The organism is Paraoerskovia marina DSM 21750, assembly GCF_000701465.1.
Taxonomy (GTDB): Bacteria; Actinomycetota; Actinomycetes; order Actinomycetales; family Cellulomonadaceae; genus Paraoerskovia; species Paraoerskovia marina.
Window position 1 is genome coordinate 1 of the sequence record NZ_KL370783.1, and the last position, 23,994, is coordinate 23,994.

Here is a 23,994-nt window from a genome sequence, read left to right on the forward strand (position 1 = left end):
AGTCACCAGCAGCGAACTCCTGACCACCCGGCACGTTCTCCACCGGACCGTCCTGCGTCGCCAAGCACACAAACCCAGCATTCAGCTTCGGGGCGGCGGCCGAAGGCACCTCGACCTTCTGCACCTCGCGGTACGAGACGTGGCTGATGTCCTGCACCTGGCCGTTCCCGTTCGTCGCGGGCGACGAGATCGTGACGCTCGCCGACGGCGTGTCGAGCTTGTCGTACTTGACGACCTTCGCCGCCTTCACGCAGGTCTCGTCGATGAGGTAGCCGTCCCGCGCGGTGACGGTGTAGGTCTTTCCGCTCAGTCCGTCGACCTTGGTCCAGCCAGCGCTGCCGTCGGAGTTGCAGGTCTCCTGCCCGTTGCCGTTGCCGCTACCGGCGATCGCCATCGGGACGGCGACGACGGCTCCGAGGAGCACGAGGGCGATCGCGATGATCATCGCGATCGAGGGTCTCAAGGACTTGACATTCATGCAGGATTGCTCGCTCTCACGACGCGTTCAGAAGGGTGGCCGAGGAGACTCTAGGACGCTTGTCCAACTGCCAGGAAGCCCCAGTTTCCGGGCCATATGAGGCGGAGAGGCAAAATTCATCCGGTTTATGCCCCACCAGGGGTCAAACTCGGGCAATCCGGACGCTTCGTGTTACCGAAATGTAATCTACTTTTCACCCTCCCCGATCCAGGATTCGGACGCCGCGCGGGTCCGCGAGCCCAACGACGCCGGCCCCGAGCGTCGATGTACGTAGATTGCCCATCGTGTCGGCGGCGTATCAGGATGACGGTCGGCCGCAGCGACGCGCGGCGCTCACACTCCCGGAGGTCTCGATGCCCGACACACCCGCTCCCGTCCCGCCGCAGGACGCCACCGGCTCCGCCACGCAGCCGTTCGTCGTCACGGAGGCGCAGTTCGACCAGATGTTCCCGTCGCGGAACTCGTTCTACACCTACGCCGGTCTGGTCGACGCGCTGAAGGCGTACCCGGAGTTCGCGAGCACGGGTGGCAAGGAGGTCGCCAAGCGTGAGGCCGCGGCCTTCCTCGCCAACGTCGACCACGAGACGCTCAACCTCCAGTACGTCACGGAGATCAACACGGCCCTGTACGGCAACTACTGCGACCCCGCACAGCCCTACGGATGCCCCGCGGGCAACGACGCCTACTACGGCCGCGGGCCCATCCAGCTGAGCTGGAACTTCAACTACAAGACGGCCGGGGAGGCCCTCGGCATCGACCTGCTCCACCGCCCCGAGCTCGTCGAGACCGACCCGTCCGTCGCCTGGCAGACCGGCATCTGGTACTGGATGACCCAGCCCGGCGAGGGCGAGTTCACCGGTCACGAGGCGATCGCCGACGAGCACGGGTTCGCCGAGGCGATCCGGGCCATCAACGGACCGCTCGAGTGCGACGGCGGCAACCCGCGCCAGGTGCAGTCCCGGGTCGACCGCTTCGTCGCCTTCTGCGACATCCTGCAGACGACGCCCGGACACCACCTGTCCTGCTGACCGCCCACCCACGCGCGAGGCCCGGTGAGGATCGCTCCTCACCGGGCCTCGCGCCGTCGTCGGACAGACCGACCGGATCAGGTCAGCAGCTGAGGTTGTTCCCCGGCGTTGTGCCGATGATCGACGTGAACTCCTGGAAGTAGTTCACGCGCGCCTGCACCTGCCCGGTGTTGCCACCGTTGCACTCCAGTGCGCCGTTGATCGAGCGGATGCTCTCACCGAAGCCCGCACCGTTGACGATCGCCTCGTGGCCGGTCATGGTGCCCGGGCCGTTCTGCGTCATCCAGTACCAGATGCCGGTCTGCCAGGCGACGGAGGAGTCCTCCTGGACCAGGTTCGGGTTGTTCAGCAGGTCGATGCCCAGCGCGTCGCCCGCGGCCTTGTAGTTGAAGTTCCAGCTCAACTGGATGGGCCCACGGCCGTAGTACGCCGCCTGTCCGGCAGGGCAGCCGTACGGCTGGTTGGCGTCGCAGTAGTGCGGGTAGTTCGCGGTGTTGATCTCCGTGACGTAGCGCAGGTGGCCCGTCTCGTGCGCGATGTTCGCGAGGAAGGCCGCGGCCTCACGCTTGGCGACCACGTCGCCGCCCGTGCTCGCGAACGCCGGGTACGCCTTCAGCGCGTCGACCAGACCGGCGTAGGTGTAGAACGAGTTCCGCGACGGGAACATCTGGTTGAACTGCGCCTCCGTGACCACGAAGTCGGACGACGGCGCGGTGGTCGTCGGGTCCGGTGTGGGGTCGGTGGTGGGGTCCGTCGTCGGATCGGTGGTCGGGTCGGGCGTCGGGGTGCTGCCGCCACAGGCGACACCGTTGCGCCACGGGCCCCACGGGCCACCCGTGCCCGGCTCGTCGTTGAGCGTCCAGTACGAGGCGGTCCAGTTCTTGCCGTCGATCGAGACGACGTCGCCCCCCGTGTAGACGGTCGAGGACGACCACGCGGCGGCACACGTGGCAGCCGCGGCGCGCTGCGCCGTCGAGACCGCGACGGCCATCGTGGCCACGAGCGCGAGAACCGCCGCCAGGGCGGTGAGAAAGAAGACACGGCGAGCGGGCGTCGTCGCCCGGGCCGTGGAGGAATGGTTGAGAGCAGACACGCGTATCTCAGCCTTCGTCGAAGTTCCCCGCACACGCGGGCTTCTTGCCAGCGTGACCAGGGACGACGCGGTGCGCAACACACTTACGGGACAATACGTACACGGGCCTGGCCGGTACGGGTCACTCCGTGCAGTGCACGCACAGCCCCGTCGACGGCAGCTCCATGAAGCACCTCGGGCACGGGACCGGCTGCGGCACCGACGGCTTCTCGGCGACCTTCGAGGCGCGCGCCGCCTTGATCACGGGCGCTTCCGGCTTCTCCCCCGGCGCGACGTAGCGCACCGAGAAGCGCGAGCCCTTCGGGTACCAGCGCGCGACGTCGAGCCCCAGGTACTTCTCGTCCAGCTCCGCGTCGCCGTGGCCGTCGAAGACCCACCGAGAGGTCTCGTCGTCGTGCCACCACCCGTCGATCCACCACGCGCCCGCCACCACGCCGTCCCGGACCGCCAGCGCGACCTGCGTCGCCTCCGGTCCCTTGCGACGCACCGCACCGACCGCCCAGCCCGTGTGCGAGGCCTCGTACAGCGCGTCTGGCGACACCTCGTCGTCCAGGTGGGACAGGCGGATCAGGACGACGCGGTGAGAGATGGCCTTCGGCATGCGGACCCTGTTTCTCGCCGGGCAGGACCGCGGCGGTGGAGTACGGCCCGACGACGTGGGCCGGCACTGGTCGGAGAAGATCCCGGGAGGACTGGAATCTCACCGGTCACAGACGGTCGACGACGAGTACGTGGACATCACCCACGGTAGCCCAGTCGGGGACACCGCCCCGACACGGCGACGCAGGGTCAGACCCAGGCCTGCCCGTCGTCGACCGCGACGGTCGAGTGGCGCTCGCACACGTCGATATCGACAGCCGGGCACCCGCCCCGCTCCTCGACGGCGTTCCTCTCGTGACGACCTCGTACGCCCGCAAGCAGTTCTCCATGATCCAGCAACCTCCGTAGATCGCCTGGATATACGCGAGGATCAACGAGTCCGGCCGCTTGTCGTCGACCGAGACCTGCTGCGCGCCGGACCCCCGGGCGGGACGAGTCCGGACCGGCAAGTCCAGCCGACCAATCGATCGTAGGCTCGCTCGCGAACTGGAGCACAGTACGCCCGGAGCGGCCCGCCCTGGACCCGGCGAGCCGAAAACAACACAACCGGCCGCTTGCCAGTCAGTTCTGACCTCATCACGCGCTCGCCGACCACTCAAAGAAACAGATCCGGTTCAGCAAGAAAGCTCATCTATGAATAAAGCCCCAGCCCCTCCGCTCCCAGACGAACGCAATGCCCGATCGCAGTACGACTCACAACCGTTCAGCGAGCATGGTCACCGGAACGCAGGCACCCGGATTTGCCGAATCCACATCCGTCGATCCAAAGACACCAATTTCCACTAGTTGATCTTTATAGGCACTATAATCAGCACGCACCCACGGAAAACGGATATCCGGCAGGCCTTCGGCCGTAAGAATACGCGCACTTCCGCGAGGTGCGTTCTCTCGAATATGAGCGAGCACGTCGTGCTCAGAAACAGGTTCGACTAGCTCATTTAATTGCGAAAGCGTAGTCCACTCCCCGTCCTCAAGCGACGCTAGAACCGATTCAAGCGCGATCCAATCGATAAAGCCACCATCTGTTCGATCATCAGACTTGACCTCGACCCGCGGGGCCTTCCAAATCGACATAGCACAGTCAATGAGGATTCTCGAACGCTCGGCAATTTGATCCGGACCCCACGCCTCCGCGGCGAGCAGTTCGCTGCTAATGCACAACGTGGTCGCAGAAATAATCTGCTGCTTGCGCTCGATCGGGGAATTTGAGAGCTTTTGATTCAATGACGTCAACGTCAAATTGCCAACAGTGTGCACCGAATCAGCATGCGCCTGCACCGGATCCGCAATCCCCAACGCGCTGAGAGACTCGGCCCACGCTGTCGTTAGCTGCTGAGGCATGAAATGCTCCAAAGAGAAGTTGGCGGACGCCCAGTCAATATGCCCGTCCTTCACAATGGATTCCTCGATTCGCCTTAGTACAAAATGACGCTGAGGCGACCGTTGCGTTTCCGCAAACTTTGAGTTAACTGCATCTGAGCGAAGCTCGCGGTCCGTGGGCCATCGCTTGGCCGGCTCGGAAAGAATGGCTTCAAGAGCCCGCGATACATCGTCCGATATCACTGATATTTGGCCGACCACTGTCGCGAAGATCCGATTTAGATTGTTCGTAGGGAGGCCGACAAGCATTCGGCGAACGAGATAGGACTCGATGGAATCGATACACTCGATGAACTCTCGCGTGCTGATTGCCCCGGTCTCGTGCCGTTCGAGCAAATGGAAAGTCAGTGGCTGATGCACGTTTGTCCCCCACTCATTCAGGCGGGCAATTCGCACATCGATCGTCGTCGCTTTTGAGGGGTCAGTAAGCTGGTGGAATAATTCACCTCGGCGCTTCAAGTCGGCCAGCGTGGCGATGATCGATTGTTCACTGTCTTCGATTTCCTGAAGCTTGCGCTGCCAGGTTTCGTAGATTGCAGTTGACTTAACGAGTTCATCACCACGACCGCGGCTCGTGAGGTCGACCCAGAGAAACCGAGCCAATTGTTGACCAGGCAGCTTTTCCTCAAGAGGCAACCAGTATTTCGCGTGCGCCGCTTCATGCGCATTCGGAAGTAGCATAAAGAAGTGGCTCCGAAGCTTGTCCACTTCCTGCAGACCCACACCCGTGCTATTGAGTGTCTGAAAAATTCGGTGAGGGTTGTCGCCCGCCGCGGTAGTGATCTCAACCACAAGGAGTCCGTCGAGTATTGCCTGTAGTAATTCGCGGTCTGTTCCTTCGAATTCATCGAAGAGAGCGTCGATTCGAGATGAGAACCACTGATACGCGAGCTTGACACGCCCTGAACCGGGTCGCCGCTCCAGCACGATCTCTTCCATATCGTGCCGATCCAAAGCCTTTGGAGCCAGCTTAAGCGCGCCCGAGGGTTCGGCGAACTTGTTTCGCAAGATTTGTTCGTCGATTGACTCAGCCGTGTTGTGATCGCTGGAGCGGTCCCGAAGCGCCGCGAGCATCGCAACCACGGTCGTTAGGCGTTGCTGTCCATCGATCACGTCGAATCGGGAAAGTGCAGACGACCCCTCGTTGTGGCCGTGGATCACCAAGCTTCCCATGAAGTACGGACTGGGAGTCTCGTTCCGAATACGTCGCCTATACTGGTCCTCAACCGGGCGCCATATTCCCGCCCATTGCTGCTCCTGCCACGCGTACGAGCGCTGATACGCCGGGATCACGAATTGTTTCGTCCCCTCGAGCACCTTTCGAACACTTGTTTCAACGCCCTTCATGGTGCCTCCGGTCAGTTCGATGCATTATTTGTGCTACGCCGCACGAAGCTCACCAGAGAACTGCTCCTTCCGCAAGGTAGGCCGAGGATCCGTAGAGCGAGAACCCGTGGACCTCCTCGTGTTGCCGATGCGAGCAGCAAGACTTGGACCGGGACCTTCCCCCCGGCGTAGTCCGCTGCCGGCCCCGACGTGCGTAGCTCGTATCAAGGGGCGACGTGGGGTCGCTTGTCGACGTGTTTGCCACTCCTTCGGCACATGGTCAGCTCAGCTTGTGGATGTTGTCGTCGAAGCCACGCTCCGGTCCGAGATCATGGCGTGGATCGCGTCCCGAGCAGAGGTAGACGGTGGGTTTCCATGGGATCGAGCTTCTGGAGTCTCATCTAGGCGTGGAGTGCTTCTCGCTCATCGATCGCATGCGCGGGATCGGAAACCCGAGACCTTTAGGTTCTACCAGTTCGATCGCGGCAAGGTCGATGGGCCATATGAGGACACCGACTCTGGCGATGGCATTCTCCGATATTGATGCTGCAATGGAGACACGCGGTCAGGGGGCAATGTAAAGCTCGGGAGGGCGATTGAGACGGGCATGCCGTTGATCCTGTGCCGCACAGGAGATCACGAATATCTTCGCGCCATTGCTTCCCGTCTACGTGTTCGGCGATGGACCAGAGAATAGCCAGTTTCTGGTTCCGCTCTACGAGACCCTCAAGTAAATGCTACGCGTCGGCGACCGAGATGTCAGTTAGCGAGAATTCTCACGCCGACTTGTTGAGCAACGGATCCAGAAACTAGAGTTCCGAACGCGCGTCCGAGTCGCATACGAAACTCGCTGTGCAGTTTGCCCGCCTAGGCACGGAAGTCTGCTCGACGCCCCACGCATCAAACCTGATTCTGCCGAACGCGGCGTTCCAACCGCCCCGAGTGACCGTGCGCTATGCAAGGTCAAGCATGCGGCATTCGACCAGCGGATGCGTGGAGTCACATCAGATTAAACAATAGACGTCGCTCTTGACCTTCTCCGGGAGATCGACGGATCGATGCCTGAACGTGGAACTCAGGAGATGCACGGACGAATTCTCCAACTGCCACGACGGAATGCGGAATACCCGGACTCCGATCTTTCGCGTGGCGTTTCGAGCAGTTCGCCGCTCATGCCGGAACTGGTTAGTCCAGTCATATCAAGAGCCCACTCGGGCCGGGGCTATTTAGGACTGCTGGGCACCTATCTTTAGCAGCTGTCGTACCGCCATTGGTCGTCCTCAAGCACCCACGGCTGAGCGTCGATCGTGCCTGACTCGGTCGACGACCGGTAGCCGTACGAGACAGTGGCAACACTGCCAGCGACTCGATCGATCTCGACGTCGACGGCCACGGGTCGCGGCGAGCCCTCGGGGTACAGATACTCCTGGGCCGCGAGGGTCCCGACGAACCCATTGCGTTCCGTATTGTCGGCCTTGCACCGCTCGGACCAGAGCTTCGTGAAGGCGATATCCCAGTCGCCCGCGAAGTAGGCGTCGGTGTACTCGACGACGGCGTCCGTGATGGCTTGATCGACGCTCGGAGCCTCCGTGGTCGGCGATTCGGTCGGGACATCGGGAGTAGGTGTCTCGGTCGTCGGCGTTTCACGAGGCTGGGAAGTCGTCTCACTCGGTGTAGGTGTCGCCGTCTCCACCGATGCGACGTCGGTGGATGACGAGGCGCATCCGGTCAGGAGGAGCGCAAGCGAAGCGAAGATCGAGACCGACGTCGTCGATGAGCGAACCGGCATAGCTTCCTCTCGGTGGTGGGAAGAGCGCGACGGATATGCAAAGCGCAAGCGGGGCCACGCAAGCCAAATGCCGGAACGCCCAGGATTTGGACATCTCGGCGCAACTGCCCGCGACGGACCGATGGTACTTTACGACACCCATACAGTCCGCATGACGCGAAGTGCCTTCGATGCCCTTGCGTACCGATCTGCGGCGAGATTTCAGACCAACGCCACCAGGAGGGCTGAGAGTGCGCTCGTACCTCACCAAACAGAACGTCGTCATCGCATCGCTCGTACTCGTCGCGCTGATCGCGGCGATCGGTTGGATCGCGACCGCAAATATGGAGCGCGCCACCGCCCAGCGTTCGCAGACCAACTTTGACGCATGGGAACAGTCGCAAGCAGACCTCGAATCGGCCGAAGAGACGATCGCAGAGCAGGACGACACGATTGATGACCTCGAACAAGAGGTTGCTGATTCCGTCGAAGCCGCCGCTGCGGTCTCAACCCGATCTGATTCGCTCGATCAGCGCGAGGACGAGCTCGACACGGCCCTCAAGGATATTGAGGCCCGCGAATCGGCGCTCGAAGAGGGCGAAGAGAAGCTCAAGGCCGATCAGGAGAAGGCTGCACTACCGGCCTGGTACAACGAGGTCAAGAAGTGCCTGGAGCGAGGCGGCGACTACGTCAGCGCGACGGTCTCCGACACGTCGTACACGAGTCTCGACACCTCCTGCTACAACGGGTAGCCACGTCCACGACGGTTCTTCGACGAGCTCGGCTCCGGCCTATTCGGGCACGCCCAACTGCGCTAGTGTGACGGCCAGCACGACCAAATAGAACGGCCCCGGAGGGTGTTACAGCACCCACCGAGGCCTGACCACACAAGAGGACTGGAGCCTCTCGAATGGCTGAGCCATACCCTATCAACGCGCCTGCGCCCATACCGGCGCCCACTGTCCGGATCAACGCCCGCGCCTCGCTGTGGCGAATCGTCGACACCCTCGCTGCCGCAGGCTGGGGTGAGCTCCGCGCGGCACCGCAGTCCGTGCGGTCGTATCTGCTGGCCCTCGCCCGCCTCGCCGACGCGCGGACCGCCGTCGTCGAGATCACCGACGCCCAGGCCGCCGAGCGCGCCGGAGTCTCGACCCGCACGGTCCTACGCGCCCGACACTGGCTGCAAGACCACGGCATTGTCACGATGCCCCGGCGCGGCGCACGGAAGGGCCGCGTCGGGGTCGCGTCCCTGATCCGCATCACGAAGCGGTCGCTCGTACGGCTTCTGCCCCAGGCACGCCGAGCCAAGGACGCGCGCGCCCACGCCCGAGCCGAGCGAGACGGCGGCGCTCCCAACCTGACAGAACGACGCCCCTTCCCCTCCTTACGGAGGAAGACAGCCGCACCCCGCGAGCGAGGTGCGCGGCGAGGCCCGACACCGATCCAGCAACAGCTCGCGGCAGAAGCCGCGAGCGCCGCAGCCAATCCCCCACGCCCCGAGACACTGGCGGCGGTGCGGGCCGCGCTCGCACGTGCGACGTCGTGCGGTTCCGCGTCGGTCAGATCGTGACCGTCGTGCACGTCAATGTGCACGCTGATATCCACTCGCGGAGATCACCGGTCCGCGCGCTGCATCTCCTCGCGATCGCGTCCGAGAAGCGGGTGCTAGTTGGGCTCGGGTGCGGGGTCGAAGAGGTACCGGGGTGCGTCGCCGAGGTCGCAGTCCGGGCGGGGGTCTGCGTAGGAGGCTCGTCCGAACGACTCGACCACCCACTCTCCGGCGTCGCTCTCGTTCACGTCGATGACCTCGAGCATCGCCGGCCCCGCGACGACCACGGAATCGCGGTGTGCCGCCTCAAGCGCGAGCCCGTCGGGCTCGGCTCAGGCTCTTCGCCGGCAACCAGCACCAGGGCAGGTTCTCCCGAGTTGGGGGTCCTCCGCACAGCCTGAGCGGACCGAGGCCAACGCCACGGCACCGACGAGCCATCGCATCCGCGCACCCACCGCAGGGATCTCGCCCTCGCCGGCAGCGACACCAGCCGCGACGGCACAAGCTCCCAGCGAGTGATCCACAAGGAGTCGTCTCAATGCCATCCCGGTAGACGACCGGGGCGTCACTGGCCGGGCCACTCCACGTGCTCGCCGTCGGGTCCGATGACGGGGTGGGTATTCGGCTCAGGAGCAGGATCGAAGATATACCGAGGAGCATCCTCGATATCGCACGTCACCAACGGACCGGGGTACGTGCCGTACGACGAGATCTCCCAGTCACCACGATCCGTCTGCACGATGTCGTACCCATACCGGTGCGGCCCCGGCTCGCGAGCTGGTTCTCCCGGCAGCGACCGACAGACCTCCAGCTGGATTCGGTCCTCGGAGATTTCGACGAAAGAGATGAGTCGTAGCGTCGCTGGGCCAGGGACGACGGCCGGTTCCATACGAGCCGCTGTGACGCTGAGCGGCTCCACGGCATACGACGGCATCTCCTGCTGCAGCTCCGGCCGCGAGAAGTCCCTCGCGTTCCACGACACCGCTCGCTCGAACTCCAGGTCACGGACCTTGTCGAAGAACTCGTCGTGATCGTCCGGCGGCGGCTCTACACCGCTAGTGAGCACGAGCGACGGCGTCGTGGTGTTCGGCCGGGGCCCTGGATCCTCTGAGCACGCGGCGAGTACCACAACGGCGGAGCCCGCGATCATCAGCCCTCTGATGTTCAGTCGTCCCATCACGTCTCGGCCACATCCTTCCACCTGGTGCGCTGGTTGAGGTAGGCCGTGTTCACGGATTCGGCGTCGGCCGAACCATGGAAGACGACACCCTCCTGCTTGAGCGAGGCCACCTGGTCCCGGTACCAATCGACGAACGCATCGGCACCTTCGGCTTGAGCGAGATAGATCTCAGCCCGCGCATTCTCGTACGCACTCGAGTCGGCACTCGTGAGGATGTTGGCGATGTGCCCCTGAGTCGTACCGATAGCCGTATCCAGCAAGTACCCCGTCACCTTGGACCCGACCTCGGCACCGGGAACCGGGATTCCACCAAGTACCGCGGCTCGAGCTGCCGCCAGTTCCGCGTGCTCCATGTCTAGTCGGGCTGCGCGCTCAAGCCTGGCCGTGTCATCACCGGCATCTACGAGTGCCGCCGCTGTCACAAGACGGTCGTCGAAGTATGTGGTGTCCACGACTCCCGCACGAGCCGCGTCGAGAGTCGCGCTCATCTCGAGCAACGACCGCGCTTCCACGAGTGCCGCGCCCGGCTCCGTGAGCGTCGCTGCCATGACCGAGCGAATCAACACTCCGTCACGAAGGGCGACACCTCGATAGACACCGTCGTCCGTCGCAACCGTGCCTGTCGGATCGTCGTCCGTGCGGGTCTTCAGGATCGACGTCTCCAGCAGCTCGTCGTACATGCTGACCACAGCCGCGGACATCGCGATGGACCCACGGGCCGTGACGTGGTCGGGATCGAGGCGGTCGTTTCCGGGCTGGGCGTCGCCGGTCAGACCTCTGAGCGCGTCGGACGAGGTCACGGCGACGTCCTCCCAGACCTTCTCGTCGTACGGCGGACTGTTGGGGCCGCCGGTCGCGTACTGGACCCCTGCGACCAGCGACGCCGGCCCCTCGAACCCGTCCCCGCTCGTCTGTGCGGACCAGTCTCGTGCCCAGAACCAGTAGGCCCGACGTTCCTCACCGATCGAGCTCGACGACGCGTCGTCGGTCCGTCCCGGTTCCGTCAGCCAGGCCAGCGCTTCATCCGGATAGAGCGCCAAGGTCTGAAGGATGCGGCCAGCCGGGTCCTTGAGGCGGTCTCCTTCAAGATTTCCGCCCTCAGCCAGCAGTCTGCCTCCGCCGGCGTGGACGGGGTCGTCGTCCAACCACCCGCAGGCGCTTCCGCCGGTCTCGCGTTCCAGTGCATCGACCCGGATCGCCGCTGCGATCGTCACCTCCCGACCCATGGGGGCGTTGGCCGAGTCGCCGAAGAGGTACGCGACGACGCTTCGCCCTCCCGGTGCCTTCGCGGCCGTGAAGACCCCGTCGACGAACTCCGTGGCCTCTTTCCGGGAAAGCCGGACCGTTCCGAGCGACAGAGCACTTCGCAGAGATCCCGCGAGCGCCCGGGTACGCACGGAGGACTCCGCGTCGTGGGTTCGGACGCCGTCGCCGAGCCGTGCAAGAAGGGCCACGGCACCAGCCCCGCCGAGTGCCGCGGCAAACGTCTCTGCCGCCTGCGGGTTCTGCCCCCAGTGATCGAGGAAGGCCTGCAGTGCGCGAGCATCCTCGTCGTCTCCGGTGCCCGACGTGATCGAGCGGGCCACGACCACCATGCGCTCTGCCAGGACGTGCGGGGCCAGCGAATCCACGTCGTGGATGCCGACGCGCTCGAGCGCGCGAAGAGCGTCCGACCAGACCCCCGGGATCGCGAGCGCGGGGACGAGCGCGTCGTCCGCCGTCTGTCGCTCGTTCGCGAGCTGCTCCAGCCGTCGGTCTGCCTCGTGCAGGTTCGAGTGGGCCGTGTCCAGGGCGTACTGGATCTGGGCAGCCGCCGCGGGTGACCCGTGGTCGGGCTGATACTGCAACGTGCCGATCCGTTGCAGTGCGGCGTCCTTGAGTGCCCGCGCCGCGGTGACTCGGGGCCGGAGGGCGGCAAGCGTGTCGGCGTACCGGTCGAGCGCGTGCTGACCGTCGTCGAACGCCGTCACCATCTCGCGAGCGTCGGCGCGGAGGAGGCGTGCGACTCCACGCCATGCAGATGCCGCGCTTCCGTCCCACGCCGTCTCGGGGATCTGCTCTGCACCGTCGGCCGCCTCGGCCAACGCACCCAGGTCGTCACCGACACCGCGGAGCACGGTGGCCGCCGCAGACACTCCGACACCCTGCCCGAAGGCCGGGTCCTGCGCGTCCCAGGCGATCACGAGGTCGCCGCCGAGAGCTCGTGGTCCGCAACCGCATAGGCGTCGACCGAGTCGGCCGCGCCGTCGATCAGAGCGCTGGCGAGGCTCGACACACCGCTCAGGCGCGCCGTCGCCCAGAGTGCGTAGGTGTCGATCGCATCGCGAACGCGAACGGATCCGCAGTCGCCCGCGTCGAGCGTCACGCTCTCGGGCAACGCTGCTCGCAGCCTGACGACCGGTGCGCTCGCTGCAAAGATCTCACGCTCGTCGACTGTCAGCTTATCGGCCATGGTCTCCCCCTCATCGGCAGCGACCCTAGCCACGGCGGCACCAGCCCCCAGAGAGTTATCCACAGCCCTACCTGTGAGGGCGCCGTCGGTCCCACCCCCTACGCTCGTCCCAGGAGGCCCACATGACGACCATCACAGGCGGCGGCTCGAGCGCCGTCGGCGCGTCGACGCTGTCGGCGTGCGAGCGATTCCGCGGCACCGACCCCCTGGTCACCGGCGTGCCGCGGCGCGCGCTGGCGGCGGATCTCGGGTTCCCGGACACCGCGGCCGGCATCCCGGAGGCGCGGTGGATGCGCGCGATGACGTTCGAGCGTCTGGTGCGCGACGAGGCGTTCGCCGCGCAGGTCACCACGACGACGGTCGGCGGCCTGGGGCTGGACCGTCCGGACGAGGTCGCGGTCGTCGACGCGCACTGCAGCCAGGCGGAGACTATCCGGCTTCTGGAGGAGGCCCGCGACCGCGCGCGGTCGGGCGGCGCGGACGGCGGTCCCGTGGCCACGCTGATCTACCAGCCCGAGGTCCCGTTCCCGGGCGTCACGGCACCGGACGCGACGCCGATCAAGCCGGACTTCCTGATCGTCACGGCGCGTACTGACGACGACGGCGCCTGGGTGGTCATGGGCGACGCGAAAGACTACGAGCGGGTCCGGTCGCGGATCGACGACGGACGCCTCCTCAAGGGATACCTGCAGGTGGCGCTCGGTGCCGAGGCCCTCGACCGGTGGACGCTGCGCCCCGACGGGCTCGAGGTCCACCGTTTCGGTGTTCTCGCGGTCCCGCGCAACGCGTACCTCCAGCCGACGGCGGTGCTCGAGGACCTGCGCGACCACCGCACCGAGGTCCGGTGGTTCCTCGACCAGCGGCTCACCGCCGCCGCGAACCCGACCCTCGTCCCGACGGAACACCTCGTCGCGACGTTCGATCCGGCGTCGTGCGCCACCTGCAGCCTGTTCGCGTACTGCCGCAACGAGCTCCGCACGTCGGACGACGACGCGAGCCTGCGGATCGAGCTCGGCCTTGCCCCGGAGGACGACGGCCCCACCGCGAGCGCCGTGCTCCGGGCCACCCGCGAGGGCGTCGCGCAGCTGACCGGGCAGGGGCGGGTCGACGCCGTCGGCCTGCCGGGGACGGTGAACGTGGTGGTCGCGAAGTCCGACGCCGCGACGCTCGGCCTGCACGGAATCGCCCTGCAGCGGATGACGCCCGGCGGTCCGACGCCGTGGGAGATCCGGGTGTTCGACGACCCGCAGTCGGACGCGACGCGCCGGACGGTGATGGAACTGCTCGGCGCGGCCCTGGACGCCGCGAGCGCCGAGGCGGAGGGTGCGGTGCACGTCGTCGTGCCGGATCAGCAGACGGCGGACGTGCTCGCGACGGTCGCCGACGCCCTCGCGGGTGTGGAGCTGAGCCGCCTGCGGTGGGAGCGGGACCTGGAGCAGGGGCGCGAGGCGCTGACGTTCGACGGCGAGCCGGCGCGGATCCCGCAGCCGCTCGGCGCCGTCGCGAGGGTCGCGGTCTCCTTCTTCCTGGAGGACGACCGTGCACGGGCATTGACGCTGCGCTCCCCCGTCGTCGACCTGCGTGCGGTGCTCGCCCGTCACGTCGTCGCGGGCGGGCCGGCGGTCGACTCGCTGCGTCTCGACTACCTGGCCACATGGGCGACCGCTACCGAGCCGCTCGACCACCGCGCGGTCGCCGACCACGTCGAGGCCCTGGTCTCAACACCCGGTGCGCGCCTGACCAACGTCCGCTCGGACGAGATCCACCACGCGCTCTCCGGGACGCGGGGCCGCAGCGGCCGGCCCGCCGACCCGGAGCGGTACGCCGCCCTGGTGATCGATGAGCTGGCGTACAAGCAGGGGGTGGTGGACGACGTCGTCGCGTACCTCGGCACGCTCCCCACCTCCCGTGCGCGCGAGATGTACGAGGGCATCGAGTCCTCCGCGCAGGCGGTGTGGCGGCGGCGCGTGGAGCTGCACTCCTCGGACCTCGTGCGGTTCGGCCGCACGGCCCCGTTCTGGCGCAACGCGCTGGTGCCGATCATCGAGGCCGACAGCTCCTGCCGCGAGCAGCTGACCGCCGTCTCGCACCCGCAGCGGGCCGACGAGATGGCCGCCGACCCGAGCCACAAGTACCTGACCCGCGCGACGGTGACGTCGCTGGATCCGCTGCTGGTCGACGTCGAGAGCCGACGGTTCGGCCGTGCCTCCGGGGACGAGGCCGTCCGCGCCGTCCTGCTCCACACCAACGGCACGCCCGCGATCGAGAACGCCGTGTCGATCAAGCACCAGGGCGGCTCCTTCAAGATCGACGGCTTCAGCATCGGCCCGCTGCACCCGCACGACGACGGGACACGCCCTGTCGAGGTGGGTGCGCCGTCGCGCATGGTCTGGGAGCCGGAGGTGCCGCCCGCGCTGTCGGTGGGCGACGCGGTGGTCCTCGCGGACTTCGGGTGGTTCGCGAAGACCAAGGGAAACCGGTACTTCTCCGTCCCCCGCCCGCCGGTGGACAAGACGCTCGCCCCGAAGGACGACTGCCAGCCCGGCTCGTTCGCCGACGACCCCGAGAGCCACGGGTTCTGCTGCCGCCCGCACGAGATCGGCGAGGCCGAGTACTCCGACGTCCTCGCCGAGCGCCGTGAGAACGACGAGCTCAACCCCCAGGCCTGGCCTCCGGTACGCGACCTCGACGCGTTCGAGGTCCCGCCCGACGGCCTGCCCCGCGGCGACGCGACCACCAGCCCGCCCGAGACGCCGCCCGCCGACCTCACGATCAACGACCTGGAGTAGGCGATGACCCTCCCCTTCACCGTCCCGCCGCACGACGACGGGGCGCACCACGCGGAGGCCGCCGACGGGAACGCCGTGGTCGCTGAGGAGGCCGTGGCCGAGCTGCGGCGGCTGCTGGACGGCCCCGACCGTCGCGACGAAGACCCCGATCGTCGAGAGGCGGACCCCGATCGTCGAGCCCGTCGAGACGAGGATCCCGATCGTCGAGCCCGTCGAGACGAGGAAGAAGGTCTCGACAAGCTCGACAAGCTCGACCAGCCCGACCAGCCCGACCACCGCATCCTCCTCAAGGCCGCCGCCGGAGCCGGCAAGTCGTTCGTCCTCAAGCGCCTCGTCGCGGAGGCGGTCGCGCACGAGCGCTGCACCCGCGTGGCGATCGTCGCGTTCACCAACAAGCAGACGTGGCCCCTCGCGCTGTCCCTCACGGACACACTGGGCCGGAAGGCTGTCTGCCTCTTCGCCGCGGCGGGCGCGCTCGCGAAGCTCCCGGACGAGGTGGCCGACCATGTGACCGTCGCGACTTCGGCCAAGGAGATCCCGCCCGAGTGCCAGGTGATCATCTCCACCGTCCACAAGCTCGGCGTCTTCCACGAGCTGACTCGCCACCTCGACCTGCTGGGCCCGGCCGCGAACGGCGAGACCCCCTACGACGTCCTGTTCGTCGACGAGGCGTGGCAGATCCCCCACCACCTGTTCACCAAGGTGTCCAAGGCGGCGCACCTGTGGGTGGGGGTGGGCGACGTCGGGCAGCTCTCCCCGCTGGAGATCGGCGACAACCCGTGGCGCGGCGACAGCGGATACAACCCGTACCGGGCGTGGCCCACGGCGTACGACGACGACGAGAACACCTGGGCGCGGGAGCTCCCCACCGTCTGGCGTCCCGCCGTCGGGCACCTGGGGCTGTGGCGACGGTTCTACCCCGAGTGGTCGACGCTGAACTGCGTGGCCGGGCCCGGAGACCGCGGGCTCGAGGTCGGTGACCTGCCGCCGGCTGTGGCCGCGATCTGGGAGCAGGTCGGGACCGGGGTGCCCACGCTCGTGGAGATCGACGGGCTCGAGGCGCCCGACGCCCCCGACATCGACCTGCCGCTGATGCTCGCGGCCGAGTCGCTGATCGACCAGCTCTTCGCCGCAGGATTCGCGCTCACGACCGCCGCCTACGACGCGCGGGCGAACCCCACCGGCAAGATCATGCGCCGCGGTCCGGGCGACCCTTCCGACGACGCATTGATCGCCGTCCTCGCCACCCGCGGCCTCGCCGTCGAGGACGCGACCGACGCCGTCGAACGCCTCCGCGAGCGCCACGGCCTCCTCGAGAGCGACGTCCTCGCCTCCACCGTCGACTCGTACCAGGGCCAGACCAACGGCATCACGGTGGCGGTCCACCCGCTCAACGGAGCCGCCGGGCTCGACGCGTTCAACTCGGAGTTCGGTCGACTCGCGGTCACGTGCACCCGTGCCACGCACGGGCTGCTGATGCTCGCGCGCCCCGGGCTCGACACGCTCCTGGACGAGGCTCCCGCCCGCCCGGGGACCCCGTTCGGCGAGCCCGGGAACCGGAGCCTGCCGCGGCAGACGCACCGGTCGATCCTCGAGGCGTTCGGGCGCGTGCGGGTCGACGTGAGGGCCCTTCGCTGACAGCAACCGCCGGGAGTGTCTACGAAGTGGACGAGGACTCGACGGAGGGGTGTTTCTCTTAAGGTTCGGGCTAGACAAATTAGATGATCTGTTCCCGACGATCCTTGGAGCAAACGTGAACGCACCCGCCGCCGGCTGGTACCCCGACCCGCAGGACCAGAACATCGACCGATACTTCGACGGGACCGCGTGGACCACCGCGGTGCGCCAGCGCGAGACTCTCGACCACGGACCGACGGACCCGGTTGAGCCCGGTGGCGCGAAGCGTTCCGGCAAGGGGTGGCTGATCGCCGGCATCTCCACCGCGGTCTTGGTCGGACTCTTCGTCGTCATCGGGGTCGCTGCCGGCGGCTCCGATGACGAACCGGTAGCGGCACCTCAGGCGAGCAGTGATGCCGATCCCGTGGAGCCGGCGGAGCTGGAGACCGAGACTCCAGACGAAACCCCGGAGCCCGAGCCGGAGCCCGAGGTCGAGGAGCTGCCGTCACCGGACGAGGCGTGCGAGGTCCTCGGCACGGAAGCCGTCCGGATCGCCGCCGACCAGGCCGACGGCTTCACCGACCAACTCATCAAGGTGCGGCAGCCCGAAATGGTCGAGGACAACCGGCTGACGTACGAGATCCCGACGGACACGAGCGACGCGCTCATCTACTCCTGCACCGGGACCGGGATCTATTCCTCCGGGGACGACGCCACCGTCAACATGGAAGCAACGGTCGACTCGGACGGCGACTGGTTCATCTATTTCGAGCCCGTCGTCGACTGACGAGGTCTCAGACACTGCCGGTTCAGGCAAGCCGTGGTGCGACGCACCCATGGTCCGGGGCCCGACCCCGACGTGACGTCACCGCCCTACTTATCGGTGGCGCTCGGGCCCCGGACGACGGCGACCGCCGTCGCCTCGGCGAGAGTCCGTTGCGCGTCGTGATCGTCGCCGACGGGCACCGCGAGGTCGCAGCGGGGCTGAACACGTCATCTCAGCGCATGCGCGCCTGACGTCAGCCCTCCAGAGGGTCACCCGAGGCGCTGCTGCGCTATCTTTTGGCAAGATCGTTCATGGTTCTCAGGTGCTGAGCCGCGCGATCCAACGTGAGAGCAGAACGACCCACATTCCCTTCCCATGGAGACCATCATGCGCAGCAGTGCCCGAACGCGCGCCTTGTCGCTCGCGGTCCTCGCGGGAATCGTTGCCCCGCTGGCAGCCGGCTGCGCCCTCAGCGAGACCGCGACGACGTCGGACGGCGCCTGCGAGGCCGCCCGTGTCTCGGTGGAGCCAGGATCGGTCGCGCCCGGCAAGGTCCTCAGGATCACCGGGCAGGGGTACGTCGACGGCTGTGCCGACAACCCGGAGGTCGTGGACGGCACGCAGGCCCCGGACGAGTCCAGCACGGCGATGTCCGACATCTCCGTTGTCTGGTCCCAGGGTGACGTCGAGATCGAGCTCGGCCGCGTCGAGGCAGGCCCCGACGGCGAGTGGTCCCTCGACGCGACCGCCCCACCAGATGCCCGGTCGGGCGAGGCACACATCGGGGCAGGGACGAGCGAACCCGCCACCGTAACCGTCACCCCGTAGGGACGCGCACCGCTGCCCTCACAGAGCGCTGCCCTTCTCCGTCACGCCGTACGCCCAGGACTTATCCACAGCCCCTCCGCGGGCAGGCCTTGATTCTCGCTACCGTGCCCGGACTGTCACCTGCTGAGGAGTTCCCATGCGCGTCCGACGTCGCACGCCCGCCCTTGCCCTGCCTGTCGCTGTGATCCTCGGCCTGGGAGGCTGCTCGTCCGACGACGTACCCGAGCCCGGTTCGGGTGTCACCACGAGTGCGGCACCGACCGCGCCGGTGTCCGAGACGCCCGAGACGCCCGAGACGCCCGAGAGCCCCGAGCCGGAACCCACCGCGACCGAACCGACGCCGCCACCACGCCCGGCGGCGATGGACGACACCGGAAAGAAGGGCGCACAGGCTGCGGCTGAGCACTTCATCGCGCTGCTCAATTTCGGGTTGGCAAGTGGGAACTCGCAGCCACTCGCCGCGATCAGATTTCCGGATATGTGTGTCACCTGCGGCAACTTCATCGATCGGATCGACTCCTATGACGACTCGAACTACAGCGTCGACGGAGGCGTAGGTTCACTGTCGAATCTGAACGTCAGCGATCGCGACACGCTCACGGGCGGCTACGCAGTCTTCGCAACGTTCGCGACCGAAACGATGACCGTCACGGACGCTGGTGGTGACGTGGTCGAATCGGTCGGCTACGACGATGGGAACCTCCAGATCGACGTCATGCACGACGGCACCGACTGGAAGGTCATGTCGATGGTCACCGATCAAGGACGCGCCGAATGATCGAGGTCGGCGCGGCCTTGGCGCTTCTCGCACTCACTGCCACAGGCGAGCTGTACGACTCGGATGCGCGAGGTGACCAAGTCACCGTCAACGTCGAGATGTCCACCGAGTACCGGACGGTCCCCACGAGCACTGCCCCCGACACCGAACGCTACCGACGCATCCCCGTGTTTCTCTGTCTGGACCCGGAAGCTCAACGATCCGCCGAGATCGCCGCGACCTGCGCCGCAGCACTGACCCTGGGCGAGCTACCCGAGTGCACCGACGACGAGATCCTCCTCGACCCGCTCTTCGTCTCCACCCGCGACAACGACACCGCCCCCTGGAGCACCTGGACCCTGGCCTCCGGCCCCGAGTGCATCGGCCCCGCCGACCTCGCCGACGAAGCCGCCCGCGCCTTCCACGAGATGCAGATCCAACCCGCAACCCTCAACGTCCAACCACCCAACGGCTGGACCATCGTCCACTTCGACACCATCGTCCACACCGAGAACCCCGACACAGCAGCCCAAGAAACCACCACCGAGCTCCTCGGCATCCCCGTCCAGATCCGCGCCCAACCCACCGAATACACCTGGGACTTCGGCGACGGCACCACCCAGACCACCACCGACCCCGGCAAGCCCTACCCCGACCACACCATCACCCACCAATACACCGACCTACAGACCTACACCATCACCCTGACCACCCAATGGACCGGCCAGTACCGCATCGCCGGAGCCACGACCTGGACCGACGTCCCCGGCACCGCCACCACCACCTCCACCAGCAACCCCCTCGACGTCCTCGAACTCACCCCACGACTCGTCACCGACCCCCTCGCCCAGTACTGACGACACGAGGGGATCGAAGAACTCGGACCAGGCCCTCGCTATCCACAGCCCCTCCGCGGACAGGCCTTGATTCTCGCTACCGTGCCCGGACTGTCACCTGCTGAGGAGTTCCCATGCGCGTCCGACGTCGCACGCTCGCCCTTGCCCTGCCCGTCGCCCTGATACTCGGTCTGGGAGGCTGCACGTCCGACGACGAACCCGAGCCAGGAGCGAGCGCCACCACGACCACGGCACCGACCGCGCCAGCGTCCGAGACGACCGAGCCCACCGAGAGCCCCGAGCCGGAACCCACCGCGACCGGCCCGACACCGCCGCCACGGCCGGTGGCGATGGACGCCACCGGTAAGAAGGGCGCGCGAGCTGCGGCTGAGTACTTCATTGCGCTCGTCACGTATGCGTATGCCACCGGCGACGTCTCGCAGCTTGAAGAGATGGCATACCCCTCGACATGTACAGCGTGCAGTTCGATCATCAAGGAGGCGGCGAAGGTCGAAACTGACGGGTACTCCTCAACATGGGGAGAAACCAAGCTCTGGGATTTCGAAGTGAGCGACAAGGACTCGCTCACCGGCGGCTTCGCCGTCACTATGGCGTTTTCAGAGCCAACCGGCGAGCTTCGAGACGCGTCTGGAAAGATCCTCGACGAGTGGGAGTACGACGACGGCTGGATGCAGTTCGATGCCATGCACGATGGAACCCGCTGGCGCGCTTTGGCCATCGTTACTGACCAGGACGCAGCGGAGTGAAAGCGTCTGCACTGACGTCCGCGCTCGTTTCGATCACTTTGATCCCGTTCGGATGGTCGCCGCCGACGGAGGGCTCATCAGTCGTCGTTGGCTTTGAGCTCGCGACGCGCTACCCGAGTGCATCGGCCCTGCCGACCTCGCCGACGAAGCCGCCCGAGCCTTCCACGAGTTGCTAATCCAACCTGCAGTCCAAGAGCCCAACACCGAGCTCCTCGAACAGAAGTAGCGGCACGAAGGAGACGGTGAACGTAAAGCAGGCCTTCGTTATCCACAGCCCCTCCGCGGACAGGCCTTGATTCTCGCTACCGTGCGCGGACTGTCGCCTGCTGAGGAGTTCCCATTCGCGTCCGACGTCGCACGCTCGCCCTTGCCCTGCCCGTCGCTCTGGCCCTCGGCCTGGGAGGCTGCTCATTCGGCGACGAACCCGAGCCCGGTACGGGTGCCACCACGAGCGCAGCACCGACCGCGTCGGAGCCCAAGACGACCGAGCCCACCGAGAGCCCCGAGCCGGAACCGACCGAAACCGGACCGACGCCGCCGCCACGCCCGGCGGCGATGGACGACACCGGCAAGAAGGGCGCGCAGGCCGCAGCTGAGTACTTCATCGCGCTCACTACCTACGCCAGCATGACGGGTGAGACGACCGAACTGGCGGCGATGTCGAACGACAGCACCTGCGGATTCTGCGTCGCCGTCGTCGAGGAAGCGGAGGAGTACGAAACCTCCGGCTACACGGTCACGGGCGGTGCCACCGAGATATCTAACCTTCAGACCGGCGACAAGGACTCGTTGACCGGGGGATACGCCGTCACGACCGCATTCTCAGCGGACGAACGAAAGGTCCACGATGCGTCCGGCACCGAAGTCAACAGTTGGGATCGTGACACGGGGTTTCTCCAGATCGATCTCGTTCACGACGGTTCAAGCTGGCGCACACTCGCTCTCACCACCGACCAGGGAGAAGCGGGATGACGGTCCTGCTGACAGCGGGCCCTGACCACCCAATGGACCGGCCAATACCGCATCGCCGGAGCCACCACCTGGACCGACGTCCCCGGCACCGCCACCACCACCTCCACCAGCAACCCCCTCGACGTCCACGAACTCACACCACGACTCGTCACCGACCCCCTCGCCCAGTACTGACGGCACGAGGGGATCGGTGATCTCGGACGGGGCGCTACTCCGCGAGGTGCGCGTACACCACCGTGTTGTCGCGGTAGTGCCCGATCTCGGGGTCCCACGACCCGCCGCACGTGATCACGCGGAGCTCTGGACTCTCCGTGTTCCCGTAGACCGCGAGCGTCGGGAACTCGTTCTTCGGGTACTGCTCGACGCGGTCGACTACGTAGCTGACAGTGCTGCCATCCTCGCGCCCGACGTCGATGGTCGCGCCGGGCTCCACGGTCGCGAGATCGTAGAACACCGACTCGCCGTTCACGCTGTCGACGTGCCCCTCGATCACTGCCGGCCCCACCGCACCGGGGCGGGGGGAACCGTCGAACCAGGCGGCGGTGTCGACGTCGTCGCCCTCGGGGACAGCGACCGTCCCGTCGGCGTTGAGACCGAGGTGGAGTAGGTCCGAGGCGACGTCGATCGACGGGATCGAGACCTCGGTCGGCAGCGGTTGCGCGGCGGTGGCCTCGACGGGCGGGGTCTCGACAGGCTCGACCGGCGTCGTGGGCTCGTCGGTCTCGACAGGCTCGACCGGCGTCGTGGGCTCGTCGGTCTCGACAGGCTCGACCGGCGACGGGGTCTCGACAGGCTCGACCGGCGTCGGCGACTCGACCGCCGACGGCGGCGCGGACTGCTGCCCGGCGACCCCGACGGCCACCGCGGCCACCCCACCGACGAGGAGGGCGACCGCGGCGACCAGGAGGACCGGCCGACGACGCCGGGCCCGGGAGCCCGGCGTCGTCCCGGCCTCCTCGGGCCGGGCGTCGTCACTCATCAGCTGTCCGTGCGCGTGGAACGACGGCGCAGGAGCAGTCCGCCACCGACGGCTGCGGCGGCGCCACCGGCGACCAGCAGTCCGAGGTGCTCGATGCCTTGGGTCTGACCGCCACCGGTCTGGACGCCACCCTCAGGCATGTCGGTCATCTGCGAGGCGCTGACGATCCCGCAGAGCGCGGGGTCGGTCGCCTCGGCGGGCAGCGACGGGTCGAGGTCTGACATCACGTCGCCGTCGTAGGCGCCGGAGCCGTCGTAGTCGACGCCGTGCACGACGACGGCCGCGTCACCCGCGAGGATGTCGTCGGCGAGGTCCTGGGAGACCTCGATCTCGCCGCGCTCGTAGGAGATGCTGCCGCCCTCGGCGGTGTCGAAGCGGTCGATCGCGAGCGCCGAGTCCGGCGACGTGTCGCCGGACGTCGTGAGCGACACCTGGACGGTGCCGTACGAGGGGACGCCCTCGGTGGTGGTGATGGTGCCGGAGCCGTCCGCGTCGTCGTCGGCGGTGGGGCACTGGTTGGCGGCGTCGGAGCCGTAGTGGATGTGCGCGGCGTGCGGGCTGCCGGCGAGGAGTCCGTTCGCCTCGACCTCGACCTTGAGCGTGGTGCCGTCGACCCAGACCATGGCGGTCCCGGAGCCGTCGACGCCGTTGAGCGGGACGGGTGACAGGTCACCCTGTCCGGTGCCGGTCTCGGCGGACGCGGGTGCGGCGACGGCGAACATCGCAGTGAGTGCGAGTGCGGGTGCCGCGAGTGCGGTACGGGTGCGTGCCTTCATGGTCGTTTCCCTCCGTTCTGTGGCGTCCCGAATCTCGGGGCCACATCAACGGT

The 23,994-nt window shown here is 66.9% G+C and carries 22 protein-coding genes; 11 read left to right on the forward strand and 11 right to left on the reverse strand.

What is annotated here, in order from left to right; genetic code table 11:
- Positions 1-478: hypothetical protein (locus Q343_RS14220; protein ID WP_155990746.1), on the reverse strand; the 478-nt coding region annotated here is incomplete at its 3' end.
- A 353-nt stretch (positions 479-831) separates the two neighbouring features.
- On the opposite strand from Q343_RS14220, the gene Q343_RS0112515 reads away from it, so the two are divergent.
- Entirely contained in the window at positions 832-1,506 is a 675-nt protein-coding gene (locus Q343_RS0112515; RefSeq protein ID WP_029253906.1) for a chitinase, read from the forward strand.
- 82 nt (positions 1,507-1,588) lie between these two features.
- On the opposite strand, the gene Q343_RS0112520 is transcribed toward Q343_RS0112515, so the two are convergent.
- The 4 genes from Q343_RS0112520 to Q343_RS0112535 all read right to left on the reverse strand — a co-directional run bounded on the left by Q343_RS0112520 (position 1,589) and on the right by Q343_RS0112535 (position 7,694).
- Positions 1,589-2,599, reverse strand: a complete 1,011-nt coding sequence (locus Q343_RS0112520; protein ID WP_248616833.1) for a glycoside hydrolase family 19 protein — start codon at positions 2,597-2,599, stop codon at positions 1,589-1,591.
- 121 nt (positions 2,600-2,720) lie between these two features.
- On the reverse strand, positions 2,721-3,200 hold the full coding sequence (locus Q343_RS0112525; protein WP_029253908.1) for a hypothetical protein: 480 nt from the start codon (positions 3,198-3,200) through the stop codon (positions 2,721-2,723).
- A gap of 692 nt (positions 3,201-3,892) precedes the next feature.
- Positions 3,893-5,926, reverse strand: a complete 2,034-nt coding sequence (locus Q343_RS14975) for a DUF262 domain-containing protein (protein WP_081829833.1) — start codon at positions 5,924-5,926, stop codon at positions 3,893-3,895.
- Positions 5,927-7,154: 1,228 nt separating this feature from the next.
- Positions 7,155-7,694, reverse strand: a complete 540-nt coding sequence (locus Q343_RS0112535; protein ID WP_029253909.1) for a hypothetical protein — start codon at positions 7,692-7,694, stop codon at positions 7,155-7,157.
- A gap of 230 nt (positions 7,695-7,924) precedes the next feature.
- Between Q343_RS0112535 and Q343_RS0112540 the strand changes: the two genes are divergently transcribed.
- Together Q343_RS0112540 and Q343_RS14645 are read left to right on the forward strand one after the other, a co-directional pair.
- Positions 7,925-8,425: a hypothetical protein gene (locus tag Q343_RS0112540; RefSeq protein ID WP_029253910.1), complete on the forward strand. Its 501-nt coding sequence runs from the start codon at positions 7,925-7,927 to the stop codon at positions 8,423-8,425.
- Positions 8,426-8,583: 158 nt separating this feature from the next.
- Positions 8,584-9,243 (forward strand): hypothetical protein, encoded by a 660-nt coding sequence (locus Q343_RS14645; RefSeq protein ID WP_052367218.1) that lies wholly within the window; start codon positions 8,584-8,586, stop codon positions 9,241-9,243.
- Positions 9,244-9,338: 95 nt separating this feature from the next.
- Here the strand turns inward: Q343_RS14645 and Q343_RS15310 are convergent, their stop codons facing one another.
- The 4 genes from Q343_RS15310 to Q343_RS0112565 form a co-directional block, all read right to left on the reverse strand.
- On the reverse strand, positions 9,339-9,509 hold the full coding sequence (locus Q343_RS15310) for a hypothetical protein (RefSeq protein WP_211249012.1): 171 nt from the start codon (positions 9,507-9,509) through the stop codon (positions 9,339-9,341).
- A 278-nt stretch (positions 9,510-9,787) separates the two neighbouring features.
- Positions 9,788-10,402 carry a hypothetical protein gene (locus tag Q343_RS0112555; RefSeq protein WP_155990747.1) on the reverse strand — a complete coding sequence of 205 codons (615 nt, stop codon included), beginning with the start codon at positions 10,400-10,402 and terminating at the stop codon, positions 9,788-9,790.
- Positions 10,399-12,585, reverse strand: coding sequence for an NACHT domain-containing protein (locus Q343_RS0112560; protein ID WP_029253912.1), 2,187 nt, complete (start codon positions 12,583-12,585; stop codon positions 10,399-10,401). The genes Q343_RS0112555 and Q343_RS0112560 overlap by 4 nt, the downstream gene beginning before the upstream one ends.
- Entirely contained in the window at positions 12,582-12,917 is a 336-nt protein-coding gene (locus tag Q343_RS0112565) for a hypothetical protein (protein WP_155990748.1), read from the reverse strand. The genes Q343_RS0112560 and Q343_RS0112565 overlap by 4 nt, the downstream gene beginning before the upstream one ends.
- A 59-nt stretch (positions 12,918-12,976) precedes the next feature.
- Here Q343_RS0112565 and Q343_RS0112570 point away from each other — a divergent pair, with 59 nt between their 5' ends.
- The 8 genes from Q343_RS0112570 (at position 12,977) to Q343_RS0112610 (ending at position 22,186) form a co-directional block, all read left to right on the forward strand.
- Positions 12,977-15,643 (forward strand): hypothetical protein, encoded by a 2,667-nt coding sequence (locus Q343_RS0112570; protein WP_029253914.1) that lies wholly within the window; start codon positions 12,977-12,979, stop codon positions 15,641-15,643.
- 3 nt (positions 15,644-15,646) lie between these two features.
- Complete coding sequence (locus tag Q343_RS0112575; RefSeq protein WP_043110092.1) at positions 15,647-17,281, forward strand: AAA family ATPase; 1,635 nt, start codon at positions 15,647-15,649, stop codon at positions 17,279-17,281.
- A 115-nt stretch (positions 17,282-17,396) separates the two neighbouring features.
- The gene (locus tag Q343_RS0112580) at positions 17,397-18,047 is read left to right on the forward strand and encodes a DUF2510 domain-containing protein (RefSeq protein ID WP_029253916.1); all 651 of its coding nucleotides are present in this window, start codon (positions 17,397-17,399) and stop codon (positions 18,045-18,047) included.
- A 366-nt stretch (positions 18,048-18,413) separates the two neighbouring features.
- Complete coding sequence (locus Q343_RS0112590) at positions 18,414-18,854, forward strand: hypothetical protein (RefSeq protein WP_155990750.1); 441 nt, start codon at positions 18,414-18,416, stop codon at positions 18,852-18,854.
- A gap of 136 nt (positions 18,855-18,990) precedes the next feature.
- The gene (locus Q343_RS0112595) at positions 18,991-19,632 is read left to right on the forward strand and encodes a DUF6318 family protein (RefSeq protein ID WP_029253918.1); all 642 of its coding nucleotides are present in this window, start codon (positions 18,991-18,993) and stop codon (positions 19,630-19,632) included.
- Between the two features lie 98 nt (positions 19,633-19,730).
- The gene (locus Q343_RS14650; protein WP_162175490.1) at positions 19,731-20,468 is read left to right on the forward strand and encodes a PKD domain-containing protein; all 738 of its coding nucleotides are present in this window, start codon (positions 19,731-19,733) and stop codon (positions 20,466-20,468) included.
- Between the two features lie 113 nt (positions 20,469-20,581).
- Positions 20,582-21,214, forward strand: a complete 633-nt coding sequence (locus tag Q343_RS0112605; protein ID WP_029253920.1) for a DUF6318 family protein — start codon at positions 20,582-20,584, stop codon at positions 21,212-21,214.
- A gap of 396 nt (positions 21,215-21,610) precedes the next feature.
- Positions 21,611-22,186: a DUF6318 family protein gene (locus Q343_RS0112610; protein ID WP_282706026.1), complete on the forward strand. Its 576-nt coding sequence runs from the start codon at positions 21,611-21,613 to the stop codon at positions 22,184-22,186.
- A 208-nt stretch (positions 22,187-22,394) separates the two neighbouring features.
- Here the strand turns inward: Q343_RS0112610 and Q343_RS15640 are convergent, their stop codons facing one another.
- Complete coding sequence (locus tag Q343_RS15640) at positions 22,395-23,165, reverse strand: class F sortase (protein WP_081829834.1); 771 nt, start codon at positions 23,163-23,165, stop codon at positions 22,395-22,397.
- Positions 23,165-23,941: a CHRD domain-containing protein gene (locus Q343_RS0112620; protein WP_029253923.1), complete on the reverse strand. Its 777-nt coding sequence runs from the start codon at positions 23,939-23,941 to the stop codon at positions 23,165-23,167. Before Q343_RS0112620 ends, Q343_RS15640 begins: the two co-directional genes overlap by 1 nt.
- Between the last annotated feature and the right edge of the window lie 53 nt (positions 23,942-23,994).